Below are 24,387 nucleotides of genomic sequence, written 5' to 3'. Positions count from 1 at the left end.
GGCTATTCTCCTTTCACAACAAATTCTCTTGCTAATAAACCTGCGTTCTGGCTGCTGCTTGCATGAGTCACACCTGCAGCCAATAATTTATTGATTTGCTCTTCATAATCTTGCGGATCTAATTCTGTACCAAGAACATATCCAATAATCTCCAAATGTCTTCCTTCTTGTTCTGCCAGCAGTTTAGCTTCCATGATTGCAGGAAGGAATGCTCCAACCGGATCTTCGTGAGCACCGTAACCTAATACAAAGTCCATTACAATAACACCAACGGATGGATCTTTTGCTTCTTGCATAAATCTGTCAAGACGTGTAGAAGGATCAATCATTGGATGTGGCTTGCCTTGTGTATATTCGTCATCACCAAAGTCGATGAATGTATGCTCTTGACTTGTATAACGATCTTTTAAACGATACTCAGGATCTCTTGCGATATTGCTGTAAACATTATCGAATTTCTCCATAGCTGCGTGCATCGCCTCATCGCAAAGTGTACCGCCGCTGAATAAACCGCGAATATATCTTTGCTCTGGCTTTAATTTAGTACGAACTTCTTCAATAAGCGGAATGTTTAATGCACGCTTATTAAGTTTGCTCTCATCTGCACCAGCAAGTAAAACTGCTTTAAGTGCTGCTTCCTTTGACATTTTGGCAAAATGACCGCCAGCTGCAGTAATTTTCTCCTCATTGCCGCCAATAAACCAAACAACAACAGGCTTTTTACATGTTTTAATTTTCGCTAGCACTTTTTCTTCCACACTTGGTGCAGGCGGCTTCGAAACAATTACAATAACCTTTGTTTCCTCGTCATCTTCTAGCGCTTGGATTCCATCAAGCATCATGATTCCGCCAACTTCTTCTTTAAGGTCTCTTCCGCCGGTGCCAATCAACTGAGAGATCCCGCCGCCAAATTCATGGATACGAACACTCACTTCTTGGGACCCGGTACCAGATGCAGCAACAATCCCGATATCTCCTTTTCTAACTGCATTTGCAAAGCAAAGGGCAGTATTACCGATAATTGCTGTACCACAATCAGGACCCATCATTAATAATCCTTTTTCATGAGCCAATTTCTTTAAAGCAATTTCGTCCTGGACGCTGACATTGTCACTAAACATCATGACATGCAGGCCATTTTCAAGAGCTTTTCTCGCTTCTCTAGAAGCGTAAGCCCCATTCACAGCAATAATCGCTAGATTTGCATCCGGATTATTTTCTGCAGCTGAGGAAATAGTAGAGTATTTAATATCACTTTTTCCTTTTTTACCTGAATCCCTTTTAGTGAATAATTCATTTATGCTCAAGAAAGCGTTTTCGAAGAGCTCCTCAGTTTCAGCTTTCACAACAATAATTAAATCACTTGCGCCGGCTTCCTCGACTTCCGGTGTCATTAAACCGACATTTTTCATTACCTCTTTGTTCATTTCAGTACCCATTGCGATAATCGCTTGTTCAACACCATCAATTTGATTCGCTTTAGTAGATAGCGACATTAATGATACCGAATCGAAATACGTGTTAGGTTTAATCAATGCTTGTACTAACATATACTTTTCCTCCTGCTTTTATATTGGCCTCCAATCCGCCGACAAGACCTAAGGCGATGTCTGTTCCGGATGAAGAACCTATGTCTAATAATTTATTTAAAGAGAGAATTAAGTCTTCTTCATCCTCTACGAGCAAGGCGTTGAGTAACGATATGATTGACTCTCTCACTTTACCTATGGATGCTTTTTGTAATGCCATCCAGCTAATGTCATTCGTTAAGGTTTTGGCCTTGCTAACGACATCTTCACAGAATGACCTTCGTGGATATAATGGACCGTTCAACATACTAAAAGAGGTAAATAGCCCAACTAAAAAATCGTCCCCTGATGGTGTGAGCCCTGGTCCTAGACCAATAATCGAAATGGCATGTTCAAAGGCAGATGACATTCGATCTTCCGCTAAATCGTCTAAAAGGAGGTTAGTTCGTTGTTCGAGCATGCTGGACATTTTAGCTTCAAATAGGCTATTGGGTAATTCGTGTTTTTTTATTCCGCCGCTTTTACCATGAATGTCGATAAATTTTTTCATCTTCTTTAAATTTTGATTTAAAATTTCTTCATTCAAAGGATATCCGGGTACTACACTGGACCATTTAGTAACGCTTTCAAAAGAAATGGCAAGCTTATTTCCAATGTGCAAAATATTTTTTTTAGTAAATACGTGATCACTTACTGCAATTTCCATCGGCCTAATATTATCAACATTGATAATTAAGGTATTGGGTCCATTATCTACGTTTCTGCAAGCAATGGTGTATAACTCACCATTTTGATGACATTTAATATTAAATGTCCGATTAAATGTACTATGAACACTGCCTGTGAATTTTGAGCTATTCAACTTCTGTAAAAATTCAACATCACCCGATACTGTTTTTAACATTTAAAGCACCTCATAAATCTGACTCAGGGAGCCTAATTTATAATTGGACAAAACTTGCCTCCTTTTAAATAATGAACTTAGTCTTGAGAAAGCTTTATACAATTTTCATTTGACAAAGTATGAAGCTTACATGATTATTCTAGATATAATGCATAACACCGTCATCGTTTATAAAATCCAAAAAGCCATCTATTCAATTGTGCAACTTGCATAATGGATTGTGTTTAAATTTTGACAAAGGAGCGAGAGAAGTTTGCTTACGGTTAAAGAACTATTTAATATAAAAGCGATTGATGGCATAAAGATTGTTGCGGGAGAAAAAGGAATTAACAATGAAATTTCAATTGTAAATATTATTGAAAATCCCGATGCTTTCGACTGGCTTTCACCAAATGAATTGTTGCTATCGACTGGTTATATTTTCAAGGATAATGAGGAATTACAAAACAGAATCATTAAAGAGCTTGCTGAAATTAACTGTGCTGGACTGATCGTGAAAATGAAACGTTACTTCGATACACTTCCGAAAAATATGATTGATAAAGCGAATGAGTATGGTTTTCCTCTTATAGAGCTTCCCTATCAATACACCCTTTCAAGGGTCATTTCGATTATCAATGAGAAAGCATCAGGCAGGTATGATTTATTAAATCGAAAAACATTAGATATGCATAGTTTGTTCTTCAGAATTACACTTGAAGGCGGAGGAATAGAGCGGATTTCCTCCATGTTGTCAGAGACAATTGGTAATCCGGTAATCATAGTCGATCAAGATTGGAAGCTGGTGAACGCAATTGAGCACATCAACAACAAAGTACCGCTTTCGTATTGTTTTGATTTAATTAAAAATAGACCTTCCTTTCCTAAAGAGTTCATAGACGCTATACCTGAAGATATAAGTGATATGAAAAGATCAATTAAAAGACTTTTCCGTTTGGAGGATATTGAAGTTAAATGCCGTATCTTGCCTGTAGCTGCCGCAAGTAATATTTACGGGTATATAATCGTTTGGGAAACTGTACGTGAGTTAACCGAGTTTGACTTTATCATTTTGGAACAAGCATCAACGAACATTGCCCTGGAAAGAATTAAAGCGAAGGAAATCGAGGAAGTGAAGTTAAAAATTAGGCAGGACTTTTTTGATGATTTGCTCACCGGAAAAATCGCCTCAACTGAATCCATTCAGACTTTAAGTGAAATGCATGGATTAAATTCACAATATAAGTACCATAGTATGGTGATTAATATAGATTCCAATGATCAGGATCAATTTGAGGATTTGGTCGCCAGAAGGGTTCAAGTGGAGAACAGATCCAAAAAATGCGTGGATTTAGTTTATGAGCATTCTAATTATTCCAATGGAGAAGTTACCTGCTTTCACCGTAATAACCGAATTATTATTTTGATTGGACAGCATGAAAATAGAGCACCGATTTCCGTTTATGAAGCGAAACAATATGCCCAAAAAATATACGATGTTCTAGGGAAACATATTAAGAATACGACTTTCTTAATTGGAATTGGCAGACAGTATGAAAGAATACAGTCCCTGCATAAGAGCTTCTCAGAAGCCAATGAATCCATAAGACTAATGCAAAAGTTCGATGACCGTGGGGGTATCTCGCATTTTGAAGACCATAGCATCTATCACTTTTTGGATTCAAATGTAAAAGATATGGAGCTTGAAGACTTCTTCATGAAACGTCTCGGGAAAATATATGAGCATGATAAATTCCATGGTACCGGCTATATTAATACCTTAGAGAATTATTTTCACAATAACCTTAATATTAGTGAAACTGCAAAAGCAATGTTTTTGCACCGTAATACTCTCATATATAGAATTGAAAAAATTAAAGAAATCTTGAACAGTGATTTAAAAAATGCAGAAGAACTGCTTCAAATCCAATTAGCATTAAAAATATACAGACTGCTCAACAAAAAACTTCAAATAGATTCATAAAAAAAGTATTAAACTCTCTCCCTGCTTTGCAAGCAGAATTTATACTCCTTGCAAAGCAGGGATTATTTTTTTATTTTGCATGCAACTTCAAAGTTCTTTCACAAACCTTTGTACGGAATGCATAAGCATTATGGTTGTTTTTTAGTTGCTATATCTAAAGACCGTTAAAATTTTCCACTTTAAAATAAGAATAAGGATCCTAAGAAAACGCTTTAAACAAGTAAAGGTGGTGAGAATGACGCAACTAAAAATAAACCAACATTATATCTACTAGGAGGAATTGTATGTCTACTAATAAAAAGGAAAATATGCTTTTGGATCCAGAATTTGAAACCACTCCTGTACCAAAAGAATATAGAAAATCACTGGCTTCCGTTGCAGCCGTTTGGTTTGGATTTCCAATGGTTTTAACAAGTGCTGTAATTGGCGGCGTAATTACTGCCATGCTTGGATTTAAAGTTGGTGTTACTGCAATTCTGACCGGAAACTTGCTTTTGTGCCTGATTGTCGGCTCATTAAGTTATTTGGCGGGAAAAACTGGAGAAAACTTTGCAATGGCCGCTCAGAAAACCTTTGGACGACTTGGATATATAGCTGTTTCAGGATTACTTTCAACAGTTGTTGTTGGATGGTTTGCCTTAATGACTGGCCTTACAGGGGATACCATGGCCCGCTCATTTGGTGCTCCGATGCTATTAATGACCTTACTAGGTGGGGTTCTTTATGTAGCCGCAACGTTTATTGGAATTAAAGCGTTAACCATATTAGGCTGGATTGCGGCACCGCTATATCTCATTTTGGGCTTTGTTGCAATAGGTTTCTCGATTAAAACGGGAAATTCAGATATTTTTAATTATGAACCAATTGCCGGTGCGGGCCTAATGTCATTTGGCGCAGCAGTCACTTTGGTATTTGCCACATTCGCTGATTCTGGTACGATGACCGCTGACTTTACTCGTTGGTCCAAAAATGGGCGTGAAGGATTTTTGGCAGCATTTACTGCCTTCCCATTTGGGAAGTTCATTGCCGAAGTGGTTGGTGCAATTATCGTTGCGACAGGTGTCATTCAAAACCCTGTAACGAACGGCGGGGACTTTATGCCAATTTTATCTGGACAAGGACCGCTGCTTTCCATGTTGGCTATCATATTCGTGTTTATTAATCTGGGAGTTGGATGTACACACTGTTTATATAATGGAGCCGTCGGTTTTTCCCATATGACCGGAAAGAGTATGAGATTGCTGACAATTATTCTAGGAATTATTGGAATAATTGCAGCTGTATCCGGGATTTGGAGTGCATTCCAAAGCTGGCTGGAGCTTTTAGGCCTCATTGTTCCACCAATCGCCACAATCATCATTATGGACCAACTTATCCTCCGCAGGAACCAATCTGTTGATTCGGCTAAATGGAAACCGCTGGCGTTTGTTGCATGGGGAATGGCAGCCATAGTTGCACTGGTGGTCAATTTCTCCGCTCCACAGCTTTCCGTTGTGGCATTTGGTATAGGTTCAGCTGCATTGTTCTACTACTTTGGCAGTCTTTTAGTGAAATCCAAGAATTCAGAAAGTGCCAAAAAGAATGCTGTCTAGGTAATTATACGAGATTGCACACTATAGGGATTTAGCTTCTTCACACAAAGAATTTTTAATATGATTTATTATAAGAAAGAGCGAGCACTTTTAATTAAAAGTCTCGCCTTTTTTGTAGATGAGTATTCTCAAAAACTATTGCCTTTCTAGCGTTTTGCACCCGCTTGAAGGAGAATTTTTTCAATTTCAGAAAAATTTCTTTCTTTTGCCTGTTGCAGCGGTGTGACACCCTCAGAATCCGGTATGTTCACGTTAGCCCCATGTTCTATTAATAGCTTAATGGTTTCCTGTTGTTTCCTACCCCCGTCGTTTAGAACAATAGCTTCCATTAAGGCTGTCCAGCCTAAATTATTTACATGATTAACATCTATTTCTGTATTTTCTAGGAGTTCTTTAACAACTTCAACAAACCCGTGCTCAGAGGCTGGGATTAAAGCTGTGCCGCCATATCGGTTAAGGAGTTTGGGATTAGCACCTGCTTCGATTGTCAGTTTCAATATTTCAATATACCCTTCTGCTCCAGAATAAAGGAAGGAATTATTTTTCATATTATCCTGAATATTAACATCAGCCCCCTTTTCAATTAAGGCTTTGGCTGTTGCAACATCATTAGCATAGGCAGCAATCATGATTGCTGTCCTGCCCAAATCATCCTGGCTATTTATATTTACTCCCTTATTTAGTAAGTTATTAATCTCGGCTATATCCCCCTTTTCTACAGCATTAAAAAATTGTTCTTTCATGTTATCCACCTTTACAATCTGATTTTTAATTGAATTTTCCGATGTTACTGAGTTTTGACAACCTACTAAAAAAAATAACATTATACAAATAGATCGTTTTATAAGTATCATAATCATATCCTATCAAATATTTCTGAAAAAAATTAAAGTCAACCTTCGATTAAACCGACATCATATATCCCGCACCCCAAACAGTTTCAATAAATTGAGGATTCGAGGGATCCTTTTCGATTTTACCGCGAATCTTCCTGATATGAACCGTGATAGTGGTAATATCCCCAGATGAATCCAATCCCCAAATGCTTTCGAAGAGATCTTCTTTACTAAAGACCCGGTTTGGGTGCTGAGCTAAGAAAAGTAATAAATCGAATTCTTTTGCAGTTAAAGAGATCTTTTGATTATTCACATAAACCTTTCGCGCCATTTCATCAATGACAAGCCCTCGGATTCTTATTTCCTTTTTGGCTGTATTCATATTTCCTATTAAACGCTCATATCGTGCTAAATGGGCCTTTACCCTAGCAACTAGCTCACTTGGACTGAAAGGTTTAATAATATAATCATCGGCACCAAGCCCTAGGCCTCTTATTTTATCAATATCTTCTTTCTTGGCCGAGACAATTAAGATCGGGATATTCTTTACAGCTCTTACTTGTTTGCAAATTTCGAACCCATCCACCTCTGGAAGCATGATATCGATAATTAATAAGTCATACTCTTTATTTAGTGCACGTTTTAATCCTTCCTTTCCTGAGGTTTGTAATTCAACATCATATCCATTAATCTCAAGGTAGTCTTGTTGCAATTCCCCAATATCAAGATCGTCTTCAATGATTAAAATTTTTTTCAATGTACTCACCACTCTAAATTGACTTCTTCAATGTAAAAAAGATACTCGTTCCTAGCCCTAATTGACTTTCCACCCAAATATCTCCGTCATGCTCCGTAATAATCTGCTTTGCAATTGCAAGTCCAAGTCCGCTGCCGCCGGTTGATTTATTTCTTGATGTATCCACGCGATAAAAACGATCAAAAATATATGGGAGTGACTGCTCCTCGATTCCGGAACCATTATCACGGACTTCAATTGCAACAAAATCTGCTTCTTCATTTATATTAATACATATATTTTTTTCAGACTTTTTCATATGTTTTACCGAGTTATTAATGATATTTGTCATTACCCGCCTTAATTTATCGCGGTCGGCAATCACCATCACTTCATTTTTCGTCCTATTTTCAACATTAACTTGAATACCTTTTTCCTCTAAATCAAAACTTGCTTCCTCAACAAAATTTATGATAAAACGGTTAATTTCAATGTCTTCGAAGTAAAATGGAAACTTCTTTAAATCTAATTTAGAAAAAAGGAATAAATCATCAATTAATTGATCCATATCTGTCGCTTTTCGTTTGATTGTTGAGAGGTATTTCTCCATTTTCCCTTGCGAATCTGCAACACCATCCTGTATTCCTTCAATATAACCTCTGATAGCCGTTATCGGAGTTTTTAAATCATGTGAGATATTGGAAATTAACTCCTTTCTGCTTTCTTCATATTGAAGCTGAAGCTCTATGGAATCCTTAAGCTTTTTCCTCATTTTGTCAAATTCATAGCTAAGCTGACCAATTTCATCCCGCCTCGCAAGATTAATCTTCACGTTTAAATTACCTTCACCCATTTGTTCTGTTGCAGTTTTCAAAGAAAATAATGGCTTAATAATACTCTTAGAGACCAAATAACTTAATAAACCATTTACAAGAATTAAAGAAAGAAATAGTAACCCAAATATTAATGGAAATAAGCTTCTTGACAGTTCAACAAAAGGACTCACTTCCCTCATAATGATAACACTGCCTTTTTCCTGATCCGGAAAATAAAAATCGAACTTTACATATAAATAAAATTGATGACCTATACTGATCGTCTCTCGTACTTTAATATTTTCCGGTTCAAAAGAAGGAAGTTTTTTTTCATCCTTTATAGAATTTAAAATTTTTGAAGAGTGGACAATTCTTTTTCCTTTACGGATGATTAATCCAGAGGAAACTGGATCTAACTTTTGATCAAATTGTTTAAGTGTGGTTTCATTTAATAATTGACTTGGTTGTTTTTTCGCTAAATATTTAACATCTAGGAATACATTTTCCTCTGGTTTTGTTAATGGCTTAAGCGCATATTGACGTGTATACAAATCTTTAATACTTCGAATATCCCCTGTAATTGCCACTGGAATCAGCAAAGCGCTTATTAAGAAAAGTACTAGCGTCACGATTAGCATCGTTGTATGTGAAATGAATAATCGCCACCGAATGGACATGAGAGTGCCTCCTGCCGAGGTACAGTTTTTTTACTTTACCGTAAAGGAAACAAGGTTGTCACCTTTTTGTAGACAACCTTGCTTTTAATTCATTTATTTCCCATCCATTTATATATTAACTGCTTTTAAAAACTAAATTTAGGTTTAAAATCACCTTTATAAGGTTCATGTTCAACGAATATAGTTATGTCCTTGCCATCTTTGTCTTTACCAATTCTTTTATAAGTAAATTTATTTTTATTAAGCTCAGTAATTTCAAGAGCGGCACCATACTTATTAGCTCCAATTGAAACATGGGCTCTTATCTTATTTTCGTGTACCACATCGAAGTATCCATAATCACCGCGGCTTTTGCCAGTTTCTTCATTGAAAAACTCATATTTATTCGTCTTATCATCAAATTTTGCCAGACTTATAAACATGGAATTATATTGTGTTACATCATTGCCGTTTTCATCCAATACCTTTGTTCCGTGCCAAAGGGTGCTGCCTAAAATTTTATCTCCATCAATGTTTTTAACAATATCTCCTGTAGTAGTATCCAACTGCCTGTCCGGATCAGTAAATGACAGCTCTTTGTCTTTATATGGAACATGTTCAACGAATACTTCTACTTCATTGCCATTAGCATCTTTTCCCATTCTTTTATAAGTAAAAACATCTTTATTTAGTTTTGTCATATTAACAACTGCTTGGTACTTCATTGATTCAGAAATTAAAATTCTCTTCTTCCCATCGTTTGTGATAAAAAAAGTTCCTTTATCCCCACGACTGTTACCCGTTTTAGCATCAAAAAATTCATATCTGCCTGATTTCGCATCATATTTCGCAAGGCCGATGAAATTTGCATTCTCTTTTGTTAAGTCATTATTATTTTTGTCGTATACTCTTGTACCTTGCCAATTTGTGCTGCTAAGAATGTTAGCCATTTTCTGACCTTTAGTCATTTTATTTTCGGTTTTGTTTTTTTTATTTGAATCTTGGGCAATATTTGTTTTCGTTTGTACTATTTTTGTTGCATTCTTTTGTTCACTTGCGTTGACGTGTGTACTTATGCCACATACTGTTAATGCTAATGTCAATCCGAGTAAAGGTGTTAATATTTTTGTTTTCTTGATCATTTTTACATCCCCTAATTCAATAATATTATTTACTGGCCCTAAAGGGTATTATTTCATTTGTATGCTTGATTTATGACTTCGTCGACGTACATTGATTGTACCTGACAGAACTTAACTCCTCGTATAAAAAACATTATCAAATTATTAACTTTTTAGTTTGATTTATAAAGTTAAAGGTTTCCATATTCCATTTAAAAAAGCCCATTACGGGGCTTTTTCTTTTAGAGAATATTATCTTCCATGAAGGATTAAATTTGACCCGAAACGACTTTCCCTCTAAAAATAACAGCTTCTCGTTTTGGTGTTCTTGCAACCGCTTCTGCCGTACAAGATGCATTAACAAGAACAAGGTTGGCCTCGTCTCCTGCAAGCGGCCAAGCCACTTTCCCATCTTTCGTTAATGCTGTTGGTCCTCCAGTTGCAAATTTTAACGATTGAGAAAGAGACAGTTCATCGCTTTTGCGATATAACTCTCCATAGCGAGTCACCTTTTCAAGTACATCACCTGTTCCAAACGGTCCCCATGAATCATAGAAACCATCACAGCCTAAATAGACATTAACCCCTTTGCGGTCTAATAAATCAATTGGAGGAAGCGTTCTATTAATTGGAATCGTGGACATAATCGACATCCCTAAATTGCTAAGCTTTTCAGCGATCTCTTCCTGCTGCGGGACCGGCACGTCCCCTAAACTAAAGGCATGACTGACGGCTGCACGATTATGCCATTTTGCCTCTTCAACCAATTCAGCTAATTTATCTACCGTATAATAGCCAACATGACCGCCGTCATGCAAATGGATATCGACGTCAGCATCAAATTCTGTTGCTAGGTTCATAACTTCATATAAAGATTTTTCAATATTACGATCAATCCCTGCTGGGTCCAGCCCGCCAACAATATCTGCGCCATTTCTCATGGCATCCTTCATTAGGGAAATAACATTGTCCTTTAAAAGTCCGTGCTGAGGAAATGCAACAATTTCATAGGTTAGTTTATCAGAATAGTTCTCAAGAGCAGCTTTGACACCTTCCAAGTTTTTCAACCCGATATATGGATCAATATTCACATGAGAACGAATATGCGTAGAACCTTGGGATAGTAGCAGTTCAATCATGGCACTTGCCCGCTGTTTAGTAGATGGAGCCAATGCATCCAGTTCCATTGCTTCTAAACGTAAACGTTCAGTCAAATTTTTTGCTGGAATGGGTGCCTTCCAGTCAAGAGAAAGATAAGTTTTATCAAGGTGGTTATGCATCTCCTTAAATGTCGGAACCGCTAATAATCCTTTTCCATCTACCTTTGTTTCCCCAGATGGGATAACAAAACTGGCGTCCTTTTTCTCAATAATTTTCCCGTCCGCTATTTTTAAATGGAAGAGTGATGTTTTCGTTTCATAAACACCCTTCTCATCTTGTTGATATCCAGTTTCTAATCGAACGTTTGTCAACCAATATGAAGCAGTCATTCTTCATTCCCCCTCATTTACACTCTTACTTCATTTGTTTCCGTTAGCTTACTTTCGACCTTTTTCCCTTTAAAAAATAAGGCTTCTACAGTGGCCCGCCTTGCGATTGCTTCTGCTGAACAAGATGCATTTACTAACATCATGGTTGCGTCATCGCCAACATTTGGCCAGACACGTTCCCCTTTTTCATTAAGTGGCGTTATACCGCCAGTTCCATATTTTAAGACAGTTGATAAAGAGTATTCATCGCTCAATCGGAATCTCTCTGCAAGGGTTCCAAGCTTTTGAATGGTATTTCCAGTGCCAAATGGAGACCAGTGGTCCGTGATGCTATCATGGCCTACGGAAACCGGAACAGCCAATTTATCAAGAGTCGGAATTGGTATAGTAGGACGATTAACCGGTACAGTTGTTGTCACATCAAGCTCTTGTTCTCTTAAAATAGCCGCCATTTCAACGAGTGCTTCCCCCGATAAATCGCCTAGTGCTATCCCATGGCTGATGGTTGCTCTTCCCTTTAACCCGGCTTGCTCCGTATAGTGAGCCATTCTTTCAAAAGTAAATGTACCTAATGTGTTAGGATCATGAAGGTGAATATCGACACCCTTATCGTTTTCAACAGCAATTTCAAAAATCGTCGCTAATGATTTTTCAATATTTCTATCAACCGTTGCCGGGTCAACACCCCCTACCAGGGTAGCTCCATTTTTCATCGCATCGCGAATTAATTGAACAGAATCACTCCTGAGAAGACCGTGCTGCGGGAAGGCGACGATTTCATAGGTTAGGACATCCTCATATTTTTTCAAAGCATTCACAGTTGCTTCCAAATTTTTTAATCCTATGACCGGATCGACGTTACAATGGGTGCGGATATGGGTATGCCCATTTCGAATATATAATTCAATCATTTTTTCAGCGCGTTCCTGTGCAGTTGGTAAAAGCTTTGGCAAAAGCACCTTTTCTTCTTCTAATCTGGTAAAGATCCCTTTTGTGATTGGAGTACACGCTTTCCAAGGTCCGCCATAATAGGTTTTATCGATGTGAATATGCATATCTCGTAAGGATGGCAGTAATAGCTGCTGCTTCGCATCAACCTGCTTTTCACCCAAGTTAGGAGATTCACTAGTGATTTCGGTGATTTTGCCTCCTTCAATTTTCAAATGGCAAATTTCTGTTTCAGTAGCGGCAATACGTTCATTTTCATATTTGAAGCCTTTTTCTAAACGAACATTTGTTAACCAAAAAGTCGTCATTTCATTTCCTCCTATGAAAAAAAATTAGGAAAAGCACTTTTGTTAAAAAGTACTTTTCCTTCATCAACATTCAATCAAGCTTTTTACTTAATAACTACATCATCAATCATTAGGTAGTTTGAAGCGTTTAACCAATAGCCGCTTACATTTTTATTACTTACTGCTAAGTACTCGTAATTGCGGATTGGAATATAAACTGCATCGTCAATTTCTTTTTGCATAACTTCCTCATACAGTTTTAAGCGTGTTTTCTCATCAGTTTCTCTACGCGCATCTTCAATCAATTTGTCTACTTCAGGATTACTATAGTAGAAATGGTTCCCTGCAGGTCCTTGTGAAGAAGAATGGAATAAGTTGTATTGGTTATAATCTCCATCGCCAGTGGCATTTCCCCATCCGTTGATGACCATTTCATGTTGTCCCTTATTAAGAGTTTCAATAAATGCACCATATTCCATCACTTGAATCTTCACATTTACCCCAATCCCTTTTAACTGAGATTGAATAACTTCAGCCATATTTATACGTTCTTTACGATCGCTGGTAACTAAGGTAATCTCTAACCCTTTTTCATAGCCTGCTTCTTTTAACAATTTTTTGGCTTCATTTAAATCATAATCATACGGCTTTACCTTGTCGCTATAACCGAATACTTTAGGGCTCATGGCAACGTTAGCAAGAGTCCCCACATTATTATAAACACCTTTAATGATGGCTTCTCTTTCAATCGCATGGCTGATTGCTTTACGGACTCTTACATCATCAAATGGTTTTTTCTTTACGTTAAAGCCGAGGAATTCAACAGCAAGTCCTTCGGTGCGATAAAGCTCCATGGTATCTGAAGCTTCGATCCGTTCAATTTCAGTGACAGGGACTTGATCGTTGATATGCGCTTCGCCCGTTTCAATCATGGCTAGACGAGTTGCATCTTCTGGAACAACTTTAAATACTACGCCATCGATATTTGGCTTTTTCCCCCAGTAATTTTCATTTTTCGTAAGTGAAATTTCTTGACCGCTTTTCCATTCTTTAAAAACAAATGGGCCAGTTCCAACTGGATGTTCAGCTAGTTTTTCTGGATTTTCAGCCAACGCTTTTGGACTAATGATGCTTCCTTCTTGGCTAGCTAATATAGATAGAAGTGGAGCATATGGATAGTCAAGCAAGAATTGAACGGTATAATCATCAACAATTTTTACTTCTTTAATCATGGCAAATTTCGTACGCTGTGGCGATCCAGTTTTTGGATCTAATAAACGATCAAATGTCGCCTTCACAGCTTCTGCATTAAATGATGCTCCATCATGGAATTTAACACCTTCTCTTAATTTAAATTCCCAAGTTGTATCATTTACGACCTTCCATTCTTTTGCTAACAGTGGTTGAATTTTAAAATCTTTGTCTGGTACAACCAGTCCCTGATATACCTTTTGATAAACAACATTAGCAGAAGGAATATCGGTTATAAAATGTGGGTCTAATTTCGTTGCATCAGAAAGACGAACTACAGTAAGAATTCCACCTTTTTTAACTTCATCTTTCTTCCCAGCTGTTTCGTTGGTATTAACTGATTTTGTTGAACAAGCTTGAGCAAACAGCAGCATTAATCCTATTAAAACAAATAGAATGCCATTTTTCATGGTGCGTCTTTTTTTCTCCATAACTCTTTCCCCTTTATGATGTTATTTAAATTCTGTATCTACGCTATATCCGTTTTTTCACCTGCCTCTAAATTTGCTTATCTGCATTATAGAAGATGATGATTTGAAATATTTACAGAATATTTACTTAAATTTTAACTATTTTGACAAACAATTTAAAAAATATTTACTTTCGCTTAAATTTTGATAATTTTGTACATATTCCACTTAAAAAAATTAGCTTTCATAAGGAGGAACATGACAACCAGAAACTACAGCATTCTTTCAAATAAAATAATTAAGGAGGGTTTTGCATGACACTTGAAGCAAAAACAAAACAAACAGTTGCAGTAACACAAACTATGAATCATCCAAAAGAATCTAAACTGAAAGATTTTCTTTCCATTTTAATGCAGAATAAAGCGGCAATGGTTGGTGCTATCATTATACTTTTCTATATAATAGTTGCACTCTTCGCACCATTACTTGCTCCTTATGATCCATACGAAATTAAATTGGAAAATAAATTAATACCTCCATCCCCAGATCATTGGATGGGAACAGATGATAAAGGAAGAGATATTTTAAGTCGGATTCTATTTGGATCAAGACTGTCAATGGGGATTGGAATCACCGCCGTAATCTTCGGTGCCTTTTTTGGTATTATTTTTGGACTTGTTGCGGGCTACTATGGAAAATGGATTGACTCTACGATTATGAGAATCATGGATATCCTGCTAGCTTTCCCTGGAATTTTACTAGCATTGGCAATCATCAGTGCACTTGGACCTGGCTTAACAAATGTAACCATTGCAGTAGGAGCATACTCGATTCCGTTATTTGCCCGAATTGTTCGCGGTTCGACTTTAGAAGTAAAGCGGCTTGAGTACATTGATGCCATCCGTTCGCTGGGAGCGAATGATATAACAATTATTTTTAAACATATATTACCGAATATCCTGTCACCTATCATTGTACAAGGGACACTAAGACTAGCAACAGTCATTCTCTCAGCAGCTGGCCTATCCTTCCTTGGGCTTGGTGCCCAGCCTCCATCTCCAGAGTGGGGGACGATGCTAAGCAATGGAAGGGATTTCTTATTCTCAGCACCTTATATCGCTATTTTTCCAGGGCTGGCCATTTCCATACTAGTTTTAGGTTTTAATATTTTTGGTGATGGATTACGAGATGCATTTGATCCAAGAATGAAGAAATAGGGAGGTTGACCAACGATGTTAATGTTTATCTTACGCCGTTTAATGCAAACAATTCCTGTGGTTATTGGGGTAACGTTTGTAGTGTTCATTATTATGCAGCTTGTTCCGGGGGACCCCGCTGTATTGCTTGCTGGCGAAGGTGCTTCAAAAGATACCATTGAAGCCATTCGGGAGCAATTAGGGTTAAATAGACCACTATACGTACAGTATTTTGATTACTTGATGAACGTTTTTCGTGGTGATTTTGGAGTATCCCTTAAAAATAGCCAGCCTGTTCTAGAGGAAATATTGGTTAGATTACCAATAACTATGGAGCTTGCCTTATTCAGTATTATCATAACGATCGTTTTAGGGATGGCTGCTGGCATCATATCTGCAGTTAAACCATATTCCCTAACAGATACAACGGTTATGATTGTCGCTTTATTAGGGATTTCATTACCAAGCTTTTGGTTTGGTTTAATGATGATGTATTTCTTTTCTGTAAAATTGCAGATACTGCCAGTCGCCGGATGGGAAAGCATTCTTCACGTGATCCTTCCAGCTCTTACATTAGGTGCTGGCGGCGCAGCTATTGTTGCCCGAATGACGAGGTCAAGTATGCTTGAAGTTATTCGTCAGGATTATATTAGAACTGCTCGTGCTAAAGGTCTTCGTGAGCGAGTAATCGTATATAAGCATGCATTACGTAACGCATTAATTCCTGTAATCACCGTTGTTGGCCTACAGTTTGGCGCATTGCTTGGCGGAACCGTTTTAGTCGAGTCGATTTTCGCTATTAATGGATTAGGAAGGATGATCGTAGATTCTATCAGGATGCGCGATCTTCCAATGGTACAAGGAGGAGTATTAGTAGCCTCGCTAGTTTTCGTTATCGTGAATTTATGTGTTGATGTACTATATCGATTCTTTAATAAACGGATTGAACTAAATTAAAAGGCGGTGAACGGTCATGAATGCTGAAAACAGACCGATTTTAGAAGTGAAAGGTTTAAAAACACATTTCCACACGAAGCGTGGTGTCAGTAAAGCCGTTGACGGCATCGATTTTACACTAAGGAAGGGCGAAACATTAGGGATTGTAGGTGAATCCGGCTGTGGAAAAAGTATGACATCCCTTTCCATTCTTAGGTTAATCCCCTCCCCTCCCGGAAAAATTGCCGGTGGGCAGATTCTGTTTAAAGGTAAAGACTTAGTCTCCCTTTCAGAAGATGAAATGAGGAAAATTCGTGGAAATGAAATCTCGATGATTTTCCAGGAACCGATGACCTCGTTAAACCCTGTCATCCCTGTTGGAGAACAAATCGCCGAAGCATTAAGACTCCATCAAAAGATGGGTAAAAAAGAGGCATGGGACAAGGCAGTAGAAATGCTGAAGTTAGTTGGTATACCCTCTCCTGAAAAAAGAGCAAAACAGGAACCTTTTCAATTAAGCGGCGGCATGAGGCAGCGTGTCATGATTGCAATGGCACTAGCTTGTACTCCTGAGGTGTTAATTGCGGATGAACCGACAACAGCCTTGGATGTAACTATTCAGGCGCAAATCTTAGAATTGATAAAAGATTTACAAACAAAGCTCGGGATGGGCGTTATTATGATTACCCACGATTTGGGAGTTGTTGCTGAAACCTGTGATACAGTTGCCGTCATGTATGCCGGTAACATTGTAGAACATGCGCCAACTAATAAGATTTTTTCAGATCCAAAACATCCTTACACGCAAGGTTTAATAGCCTCATTACCTAAAATCCATGAGGATCAAGATGAATTGCGAACCATTGAAGGCAGTGTCCCAAGTCCCTATAATATGCCTCCTGGGTGCCGATTTGCATCCAGATGTCCCTTTAAACAGCCAATTTGCCATGAGCGTCTACCAGAACTGGCGGCACAGCCGGATGGTGTAAAGGTCCGTTGCTGGATGTATACCAGTCAATGGACAGAATTCCAACAACAGGAGGCTGTAAAATAATGCAGGCACAAGCTGAGAAAAAACTATTATTACAAGTAGAAAATTTAAAGCAGTATTTTCCTGTCAAATCAGACTCCCTTTTTAAACCAAAGTCTTATGTAAAGGCAGTTGACGATGTTTCTTTCCATCTTTTTGAAGGTGAGACTTTAAGCATTGTCGGCGAATCCGGCTGCGGCAAATCTACCACCGGGCGGGCAATTTTAAGACTTGATGAACCTACAGATGGAAAGGTTTATTATTCAGGACAAAATATTTTGGATTTAAATAAAAAAGAAATGCGAAAGTTAAGAGGAGACCTGCAGGTAATTTTTCAAGATCCTTTCGCCTCTCTTAATCCAAGACAAACAGTAAAACAAATTTTGAATGAAGCGATGGCCATTCAAGAGGTCGTTCCAAAACCAAAAAGAATGGAAAGAATGTTAGAATTACTCGGGTATGTTGGTCTCCCGCCAGAAGCATTAGATCGATATCCTCATGAGTTCAGCGGCGGCCAACGTCAGAGGATTGGGATTGCCAGGGCACTGGCGGTGAATCCGAAATTAATCATTTGTGATGAAGCTGTCTCAGCTTTGGATGTATCGATTCAGGCACAAATTCTTAACCTATTAAAAAAGCTGCAAAATCAGTTTCAGCTCACTTTTCTTTTCATCTCACACGATTTAAGTGTGGTACGGCACATTTCTGACCGAGTCATGGTGATGTATTTAGGTAAGGTAGTCGAGATTGCTGAGAAAAAGGCTTTGTTTGATTCACCGCTCCACCCTTATACCAAAGCATTATTATCATCAATTCCGGTACCTGACCCGGAGTTAAAAAGAGAGCGGGTCATATTAAAAGGTGATGTCCCCTCCCCTATTAACCCGCCAAGCGGATGCCGGTTCCATACACGTTGCCCGTTTGCAACAGAAAAGTGTAATAATGAGGAACCAGCCCTTAGAAAATTAGGGGAAAATCATTTTGTCAGCTGTCACTACGCCGAGGAACTTGCAAAATAAAAATATTTTCAAATAATAAAAAATATGTATAAAATATTATATTAAAAAAGGGAGTGAGTCATACTCCCTTTTCGACATGTAAAGGAGAATTACTTTATATGCTTTCGATGGATGCTTTCTCCCTTTATATTATGTTTTGTGTGCTAGCACCTTTATTAGGTGCATTCACACTGCTGTTTTTATTCATTTTCGAAAAACGGATTGACCTTTTGGAAAAACAAACACGGGAAATTGCGTTGCAAAGAGAACTTCAAACTGCCCTATATAATCAATTAAACCAGGAAATACAGCCGCATTTCCTTTTTAACACATTGAATTCCATATTAAGTTTGGCAAGGCTCGAACGTAAAACTGAATTAATACGTTCTATTGAAGCTCTTTCAAGGCTGCTTAAATTTAAGTATCAAACGAATTCTCCCTTAATAACGATCAACGATGAAATGACTTATATTAAATATTACTTAGAAATTCAAAAGATAAGGTTTCGGGACAGACTCCATTATGAAATCGCTTTGGATCCTTCTGTTGGACAGGCCGTTATTATCCCCTTTTTAATCCAGACATTTGTGGAGAATGCATTTAAGCATTCATTTGAAAAATATGCAGGAGAAGCGTTCTTAAAAATAATTGTTGAGAAAAAAGAGAAGTATGTACATGTAACGGTATGGAACAGTTCCAGTGAAAAACATGAAGACCAGCCTCATAAGGGGGGGCTGGGGTTAGAAAATATCGCCAAAAGACTGGAGCTTTTATTTTCACCTGAACATACTTCTATTCAATTAACATCGTTAAATGATAAAACCAACATTTTGGCTGTTTTTCCATTTGTAAATAAGAACGAAAATCAAGGAGATAAACGATTATGAATATCATGTTAGTTGATGATGAGCCGCTAGAGTTAGAGCAGCTTGAATACTTAATCCAAAAAAGATTTCCAACATGGAAATTTTTCAAAGCACAAGATGCATCCCAGGCTGTTCAAATTCTGAAACAACATGATATCATGCTTGCCTTTTTGGATATTCAGCTTCCGGGAAAATCAGGATTAGAATTAGCCGCGGAACTAACTCGTTCTCATAAAATGGATATCATTATGGTTACAGCTTTTCAAAATTTTGAATATGCTCAAACTTCTATACGACTTGGTGTTGTTGATTACATTACTAAGCCGGTTATTGAAGATGAATTACTTGAAGTGTTAAAAAGATACGAACGTATTGGACGTTACTCTGAACCAATCATGAACGCCCTGCAAATTATTCACCAAGAATATAGTGAGAAATTGACATTGAATTATTTGGCTTCGAAAATTCATATAAATCCAGCTTATTTTAGCAGAAAATTTCATGAGGAAGTTGGGATGGGGTTTTCAGAATATTTAAATGACTATCGATTAAAGGAAGCTCAAAGAATGTTAATTGAAAATCCCGAACTAAGTATTAATACTATTTCAGACAGATGTGGATTTAACAGTCAGCATTATTTTAGTCAAATTTTTCGTAAAATAACTGGATATTCCCCACGTGACTACCGACTGAAGGAGACATTGCGTTGAGTAGGAAGGATTATCAATTTTACATTAGTGGTGCTGTAAAATTAGGAGTAAGCTTCGGAGTTGTCAGCTTATTGGCACGCTGGATTACCGGAAATACGATACTTTCTGCACCGGAAACACTAGTAAAATACGGAATCACCGGTGCCATCGGTTATTCGTTAATGGGGGCTCTTGCTCTCGTCTTATTTGGATTTTTAGCAAAAAAAATCCGAAAGAATTTTCCCAATGAACAAACGATTGGGGATGTGATGCGGCAAAAGCTGACTCCTAGCGGATATTGGTATATAATGTTTATTCTTTTGGTGACGAGCTTTTATTCGCTTTTTATTCAAGCAATGGGTGCAGGGATTCTCATACATATTATTTTCCCTATTCCCGTATTTATCGGGATGATACTGTTTATGGGCTTTTGTTTTTTTGTAGGTGGAGTAAGCGGAATGCAGAGAATTCATCAGTTTTCCGGCGTTAATGTGGCTTTGATATTTGGCGCAGTCCTCCTGATTCCTGTCTATTTTTATATTCAAGAAGGGGTCCATCCCGTATATGACGGAATAAAGCTTTACCATCCCTATATTTTATACTTTAAAAATATGGATGCGATATGGTTTATATTTACCGCCCTTTTAATCTTCTTTGGACAGATTATGATGGACCGTGCCACCTGGCAAAGAGTATTTATAATTCAAAAAGAAAAGGTAACAATGACCTTTTCTTTAGCGGGGGGGATCTGGGCAACCATCCCTCTAGCCTTATCATCTTTATTAATGATTATTATGTTCGGTAGAAGCTATAAGAATATATATTCGCTTTTGTTTGAATTAGTTGACAAAATTCAGTCCACAATGCTGATTATATTATTTGTATTATTTTGCTTTAGCGCAATTTCTTCTGCGATAAATGCTGAATTGCACGCAACTACTACCTTGTTTGTAAAAAATGTGTTGGAATTGTTTCGGCCATTAACGAACCATGAAAGATGGAAATACTCCTATATTTTTTCTGGAATAGTTTGTGTTTGTTTGCTAGTAATTGTCAGTATTCTTACGCCGAATCCATTGAAATTATTGTTCTTTTTCGGAAATATTTATGCCTCGATAATTATTCCAATGCTGTACATCATTCTTAGCAGCAAACCCATTCCCATGGTCATACCATATTCCTCATTGATTGGAGCCGCGGGGGGCTTTTTATTCATTCCGTTCACCAATGACCTTAAAGCGGTTTGGATTAGCTTTGCGATATCGGGTGTCATCTGTTTGTTTGTATACATTTTTAAAAAAGCACCTATAGAATCTTAGGTATTTTACGACTTTTGGAGGGAGCAGCATTGAGACAATCACAATCCCTATTCGAAGATTTATCCATGTTAAGCCATGACCTATTACCAACACAACCTGAAGCAAGAACATGGAAAAAAGGACATTTTTTCTCTATTTGGATGGGGTCGGTCCATAACATCCCTTCTTATGTTACAATTGGCGGCTTCTTCGCGTTGGGTTTAACAATATGGCAGGTTTTTTTTATCATCATGATTTCATCTGTACTTCTTGCAGGTATGTTAGTTTTGAATGGTCATGCCGGTGCTAAGTATGGAATTCCGTTCTCTATTCTGCTTCGGTCAAGCTTTGGAGTTAGGGGAGCAGTTTTTCCGGGAGTGCTCAGAGGTATCATTGCCGCCATCATGTGGTTTGGACTGCAAACCTATGCCGGCAGTTTGGCCGTTTCCATATTAATTGGGGAATTTTGGCCAGGTTTTTTTTCACTGGGAGGAAATTGGAGCTTTTTAGGGTTAAATTTAACCAATTTTCTTTCCTTTCTCCTCTTTTGGTTCATTAACGTCTTTTTTATTTTTGCCGGTATTGACTCATTAGGAAAACTAAATAAAATCATTTCTCCATTAGTTTTCGTTGTTTTTGGCGGAATGTCTGTTTGGGCGGTTAACCTCGCCGGCGGGATTATTCCCATTTTGAACTATAGTCCAAAAGGAATTGAAGGAAGTCCCGTATTGATTTTCATTAGTTGCATTTCTGCAATATTGGCAACCTGGGTTGCCCAAATTGTAAGTGTTTCCGATGTCACCAGATTTGCACGCTCGAATGGAGACCAGTCAATTGGGCAGATAGTGGGATTAATTCTTACCTATTTTCTTTTTGCTATTGCGAGTATTACGATTATTATTGGTTCGGAAATTGCTTTCGGGGTTCCCATCTGGAATGTGTTAGAAGTGATAGACAAATTTGATAGTACATTTGCCATCGCAATCTCCTTGTTGACGCTTTGCTTATCCACCATATCTGTCAATATTGTTGGGAATATTATTCCGGCAGGCTATCAGTTGGCCGCACTCTTCCCCAAAAAATTAGGCTTTAAATCTGGTGCTTTAATTAGCACCATTATCGGAATTCTAATCATGCCTTGGAAGCTGATGGAAGATTCAACGAGTATTTTTTCATTTTTAAATCTAGTTGGTGGCTTGTTAAGTCCTGTAATTGGGATTATGCTGGCTCATTATTTTTTTATAAGTAAGAAAAAAATTAATTTACAAGACTTATATTCTTCAAGGCAAACTACAAAACCAGTGAATATTCCTGCATTATCTGCTACACTTTTAGCTGGGATTTTTAGTTTAATAGGGAATTTTCTCCCTATTCTAAAACCGCTTTATAGCATTTCTTGGTTTACAGGAATATTTTCAGCAGTCATATTATATCTATTTTTCAATTGGGTAAACTATCGGACAATAAAAGCGGCAAAGTATTTTCCAGGAGCTGCAAAAAGGGGATGACCGCGTCATCCCCTTTTTGTTAGGTTTCATTTTGTGTTTTAAAGTGAGCCAGATACGATATTTCCATTATAAAAAACCGCTTTCCGCTTGGCTCTTCTTGCAACAGCTTCGGCCGAGCAGCTCGCTTCAACCAGAATCATATTGGCGGTGCTCCCTGGTTTTGGCCAAATCTGATTACCTTCTTTGTCCAACGGTGTTAAACCGCCGGTAATATATTTAAGTGCCTGCCCTAAGGAAACTTCATTTGTCCAGCGGCTTCTTTCTACTAATCTGCCCACTCTTTCAAGTACATCCCCGTTACCAGTTGGCCACCATGAATCAAAGATATTATCATTCCCCACAGCCACTTCTACACCACATTCAGTAAGAAGCGGAACAGGAGGTATGTTGCGGCCAATTGGTAGACTGGTCACAATCGATATTCCTGCATCCTTTAAAATCTCAGCCATTTCTACGGCCTCTCCCTGCGAAACATCGCCAAGGCCAAATGCATGGCTTATGGCAACTCTTCCCTCCCAGCTTGCCTGCTTCGTTAAATAGGCTAGCCGTTTCATCGTGAAGGTTCCTAAGTGTCCAGGGTCATGTAAATGCAAATCGATATCGGCATTTGCCTCGACTGCCAAATCCATTAACTGTACTAATGATGCTTCGATATTATTATCAACAGTTGCAGGATCGACAGCACCCACAATCCCGGCACCATTTCTTAATGCTTCTTTTACGAGTTCAACTGTCCCTGGCCGCAGCAAGCCGTGCTGAGCAAAGGCAACAATTTCTGAACTTAATTTATAGGAATATGTTTCTAAAGCTTGTTTTACTCCTTCTAAATTTTGCAATTTTACCTCAGGATAAATATCCACGTGGGTTCTAACATGAGTGGATCCGAACGATAATAACACCTCAAGCAGCGCTTCTGCACGTTCCTGCGTACTGGATGATATCGAAGTAAGAATGTTTTTTTCTATTTCACACCGTTCAATCACACCTGATGCTGGTATACAGGCCCTCCAGCGATCTCCCATATAGGTTTTGTCTAAATGAACATGCTTTTCAACAAAGGACGGGATGAGAAGCAGGCCTTCCGCGTTCATCACGGGTAATTCATTCAAGAGTGTCTCTGATGCATCGATTATTCTAGTAATCTTGCCATTTTCAATTAATAACTGAAATAGCCCTGTTTCTGTCCCTGCAACTCTTCCGTTCTCTTTAATGTAACCTGTTTCCAAACGAACATTCTTTAACCAAAAACTTCTATTCATTCTCTAACTTCCTTTCTTTTCAGAGCAAAAGATAAAAGGGGGTACCCCACAGAGATATCCCTTTTATCT

20 protein-coding genes are annotated in these 24,387 nt (G+C 38.0%); 10 read left to right on the top strand and 10 right to left on the bottom strand.

Going from position 1 to position 24,387, the window contains the following annotated elements:
• Window positions 1-2 precede the first annotated feature (2 nt).
• Together fdrA and ACFPA1_RS03970 are read right to left on the bottom strand one after the other, a co-directional pair.
• Window positions 3-1,550, bottom strand: a complete 1,548-nt coding sequence (fdrA, locus tag ACFPA1_RS03975) for an acyl-CoA synthetase FdrA (protein ID WP_213140494.1) — start codon at window positions 1,548-1,550, stop codon at window positions 3-5.
• Window positions 1,528-2,433, bottom strand: coding sequence for a DUF2877 domain-containing protein (locus ACFPA1_RS03970; protein WP_213140495.1), 906 nt, complete (start codon window positions 2,431-2,433; stop codon window positions 1,528-1,530). Before ACFPA1_RS03970 ends, fdrA begins: the two co-directional genes overlap by 23 nt.
• 253 nt (window positions 2,434-2,686) lie before the next feature.
• On the opposite strand from ACFPA1_RS03970, the gene ACFPA1_RS03965 reads away from it, so the two are divergent.
• Together ACFPA1_RS03965 and ACFPA1_RS03960 are read left to right on the top strand one after the other, a co-directional pair.
• Window positions 2,687-4,396, top strand: a complete 1,710-nt coding sequence (locus tag ACFPA1_RS03965; protein WP_213140496.1) for a PucR family transcriptional regulator — start codon at window positions 2,687-2,689, stop codon at window positions 4,394-4,396.
• A 284-nt stretch (window positions 4,397-4,680) separates the two neighbouring features.
• On the top strand, window positions 4,681-5,988 hold the full coding sequence (locus ACFPA1_RS03960; RefSeq protein ID WP_378581387.1) for a cytosine permease: 1,308 nt from the start codon (window positions 4,681-4,683) through the stop codon (window positions 5,986-5,988).
• Window positions 5,989-6,134: 146 nt separating this feature from the next.
• On the opposite strand, the gene ACFPA1_RS03955 is transcribed toward ACFPA1_RS03960, so the two are convergent.
• From ACFPA1_RS03955 to ACFPA1_RS03925, 7 genes are all read right to left on the bottom strand, one after another.
• Window positions 6,135-6,842, bottom strand: a complete 708-nt coding sequence (locus ACFPA1_RS03955; protein ID WP_378581386.1) for an ankyrin repeat domain-containing protein — start codon at window positions 6,840-6,842, stop codon at window positions 6,135-6,137.
• Window positions 6,843-6,891: 49 nt separating this feature from the next.
• Window positions 6,892-7,581 carry a response regulator transcription factor gene (locus ACFPA1_RS03950; protein WP_213140499.1) on the bottom strand — a complete coding sequence of 230 codons (690 nt, stop codon included), beginning with the start codon at window positions 7,579-7,581 and terminating at the stop codon, window positions 6,892-6,894.
• 13 nt (window positions 7,582-7,594) lie between these two features.
• The gene (locus ACFPA1_RS03945) at window positions 7,595-9,052 is read right to left on the bottom strand and encodes a sensor histidine kinase (RefSeq protein WP_213140500.1); all 1,458 of its coding nucleotides are present in this window, start codon (window positions 9,050-9,052) and stop codon (window positions 7,595-7,597) included.
• A 125-nt stretch (window positions 9,053-9,177) separates the two neighbouring features.
• The gene (locus tag ACFPA1_RS03940; protein ID WP_378581385.1) at window positions 9,178-10,173 is read right to left on the bottom strand and encodes a DUF4822 domain-containing protein; all 996 of its coding nucleotides are present in this window, start codon (window positions 10,171-10,173) and stop codon (window positions 9,178-9,180) included.
• Window positions 10,174-10,421: 248 nt separating this feature from the next.
• Entirely contained in the window at window positions 10,422-11,642 is a 1,221-nt protein-coding gene (locus tag ACFPA1_RS03935; protein ID WP_213140502.1) for an amidohydrolase, read from the bottom strand.
• A 17-nt stretch (window positions 11,643-11,659) separates the two neighbouring features.
• Window positions 11,660-12,898 (bottom strand): amidohydrolase family protein, encoded by a 1,239-nt coding sequence (locus tag ACFPA1_RS03930; RefSeq protein WP_213140503.1) that lies wholly within the window; start codon window positions 12,896-12,898, stop codon window positions 11,660-11,662.
• 83 nt (window positions 12,899-12,981) lie between these two features.
• Window positions 12,982-14,538 (bottom strand): glutathione ABC transporter substrate-binding protein, encoded by a 1,557-nt coding sequence (locus ACFPA1_RS03925; protein ID WP_213141279.1) that lies wholly within the window; start codon window positions 14,536-14,538, stop codon window positions 12,982-12,984.
• 362 nt (window positions 14,539-14,900) lie between these two features.
• Here ACFPA1_RS03925 and ACFPA1_RS03920 point away from each other — a divergent pair, with 362 nt between their 5' ends.
• From ACFPA1_RS03920 to ncs1, 8 genes are all read left to right on the top strand, one after another.
• On the top strand, window positions 14,901-15,755 hold the full coding sequence (locus ACFPA1_RS03920) for an ABC transporter permease (protein ID WP_241113662.1): 855 nt from the start codon (window positions 14,901-14,903) through the stop codon (window positions 15,753-15,755).
• Between the two features lie 15 nt (window positions 15,756-15,770).
• Entirely contained in the window at window positions 15,771-16,691 is a 921-nt protein-coding gene (gene nikB / locus ACFPA1_RS03915) for a nickel ABC transporter permease (RefSeq protein ID WP_213140505.1), read from the top strand.
• 16 nt (window positions 16,692-16,707) lie between these two features.
• The gene (locus ACFPA1_RS03910; RefSeq protein ID WP_213140506.1) at window positions 16,708-17,724 is read left to right on the top strand and encodes an ABC transporter ATP-binding protein; all 1,017 of its coding nucleotides are present in this window, start codon (window positions 16,708-16,710) and stop codon (window positions 17,722-17,724) included.
• Window positions 17,724-18,719, top strand: coding sequence for an ABC transporter ATP-binding protein (locus tag ACFPA1_RS03905; RefSeq protein WP_213140507.1), 996 nt, complete (start codon window positions 17,724-17,726; stop codon window positions 18,717-18,719). Before ACFPA1_RS03910 ends, ACFPA1_RS03905 begins: the two co-directional genes overlap by 1 nt.
• 98 nt (window positions 18,720-18,817) lie before the next feature.
• Entirely contained in the window at window positions 18,818-19,585 is a 768-nt protein-coding gene (locus tag ACFPA1_RS03900; protein WP_213140508.1) for a sensor histidine kinase, read from the top strand.
• The gene (locus ACFPA1_RS03895; protein ID WP_213116054.1) at window positions 19,582-20,274 is read left to right on the top strand and encodes a response regulator transcription factor; all 693 of its coding nucleotides are present in this window, start codon (window positions 19,582-19,584) and stop codon (window positions 20,272-20,274) included. The genes ACFPA1_RS03900 and ACFPA1_RS03895 overlap by 4 nt, the downstream gene beginning before the upstream one ends.
• On the top strand, window positions 20,271-21,572 hold the full coding sequence (locus ACFPA1_RS03890; protein ID WP_213140509.1) for a hypothetical protein: 1,302 nt from the start codon (window positions 20,271-20,273) through the stop codon (window positions 21,570-21,572). Before ACFPA1_RS03895 ends, ACFPA1_RS03890 begins: the two co-directional genes overlap by 4 nt.
• 29 nt (window positions 21,573-21,601) lie before the next feature.
• The gene (gene ncs1, locus ACFPA1_RS03885; protein ID WP_241113645.1) at window positions 21,602-23,059 is read left to right on the top strand and encodes an NCS1 family nucleobase:cation symporter; all 1,458 of its coding nucleotides are present in this window, start codon (window positions 21,602-21,604) and stop codon (window positions 23,057-23,059) included.
• Window positions 23,060-23,097: 38 nt separating this feature from the next.
• Here ncs1 and ACFPA1_RS03880 read toward each other — a convergent pair whose 3' ends face one another.
• A complete protein-coding gene (locus ACFPA1_RS03880) occupies window positions 23,098-24,318 on the bottom strand; it encodes an amidohydrolase (protein ID WP_378581384.1) in 1,221 nt (406 codons plus the stop codon).
• Window positions 24,319-24,387 lie beyond the last annotated feature (69 nt).

The sequence above is a fragment of the Neobacillus sp. GCM10023253 genome (genome assembly GCF_042653105.1).
In the GTDB taxonomy this organism is placed as follows: domain Bacteria; phylum Bacillota; class Bacilli; order Bacillales; family Cytobacillaceae; genus Neobacillus; species Neobacillus citreus.
Note: the sequence above shows the minus strand (reverse complement) of the source record. Positions and strands in the feature narration are given on the sequence as shown.

What these genes read in the sequence shown, in the direction of transcription:
- fdrA (WP_213140494.1), bottom strand. Translation starts at nt 1,550, where the DNA reads ATGTTAGTACAAGCATTGATTAAACCTAACACGTATTTCGATTCGGTA.
- ACFPA1_RS03970 (WP_213140495.1), bottom strand. Translation starts at nt 2,433, where the DNA reads ATGTTAAAAACAGTATCGGGTGATGTTGAATTTTTACAGAAGTTGAAT.
- ACFPA1_RS03960 (WP_378581387.1), top strand. Translation starts at nt 4,681, where the DNA reads ATGTCTACTAATAAAAAGGAAAATATGCTTTTGGATCCAGAATTTGAA.
- ACFPA1_RS03955 (WP_378581386.1), bottom strand. Translation starts at nt 6,842, where the DNA reads ATGATACTTATAAAACGATCTATTTGTATAATGTTATTTTTTTTAGTA.
- ACFPA1_RS03945 (WP_213140500.1), bottom strand. Translation starts at nt 9,052, where the DNA reads ATGTCCATTCGGTGGCGATTATTCATTTCACATACAACGATGCTAATC.
- ACFPA1_RS03940 (WP_378581385.1), bottom strand. Translation starts at nt 10,173, where the DNA reads ATGATCAAGAAAACAAAAATATTAACACCTTTACTCGGATTGACATTA.
- ACFPA1_RS03935 (WP_213140502.1), bottom strand. Translation starts at nt 11,642, where the DNA reads ATGACTGCTTCATATTGGTTGACAAACGTTCGATTAGAAACTGGATAT.
- ACFPA1_RS03930 (WP_213140503.1), bottom strand. Translation starts at nt 12,898, where the DNA reads ATGACGACTTTTTGGTTAACAAATGTTCGTTTAGAAAAAGGCTTCAAA.
- ACFPA1_RS03925 (WP_213141279.1), bottom strand. Translation starts at nt 14,538, where the DNA reads ATGAAAAATGGCATTCTATTTGTTTTAATAGGATTAATGCTGCTGTTT.
- ACFPA1_RS03920 (WP_241113662.1), top strand. Translation starts at nt 14,901, where the DNA reads ATGAATCATCCAAAAGAATCTAAACTGAAAGATTTTCTTTCCATTTTA.
- nikB (WP_213140505.1), top strand. Translation starts at nt 15,771, where the DNA reads ATGTTAATGTTTATCTTACGCCGTTTAATGCAAACAATTCCTGTGGTT.
- ACFPA1_RS03910 (WP_213140506.1), top strand. Translation starts at nt 16,708, where the DNA reads ATGAATGCTGAAAACAGACCGATTTTAGAAGTGAAAGGTTTAAAAACA.
- ACFPA1_RS03905 (WP_213140507.1), top strand. Translation starts at nt 17,724, where the DNA reads ATGCAGGCACAAGCTGAGAAAAAACTATTATTACAAGTAGAAAATTTA.
- ACFPA1_RS03900 (WP_213140508.1), top strand. Translation starts at nt 18,818, where the DNA reads ATGCTTTCGATGGATGCTTTCTCCCTTTATATTATGTTTTGTGTGCTA.
- ACFPA1_RS03895 (WP_213116054.1), top strand. Translation starts at nt 19,582, where the DNA reads ATGAATATCATGTTAGTTGATGATGAGCCGCTAGAGTTAGAGCAGCTT.
- ACFPA1_RS03880 (WP_378581384.1), bottom strand. Translation starts at nt 24,318, where the DNA reads ATGAATAGAAGTTTTTGGTTAAAGAATGTTCGTTTGGAAACAGGTTAC.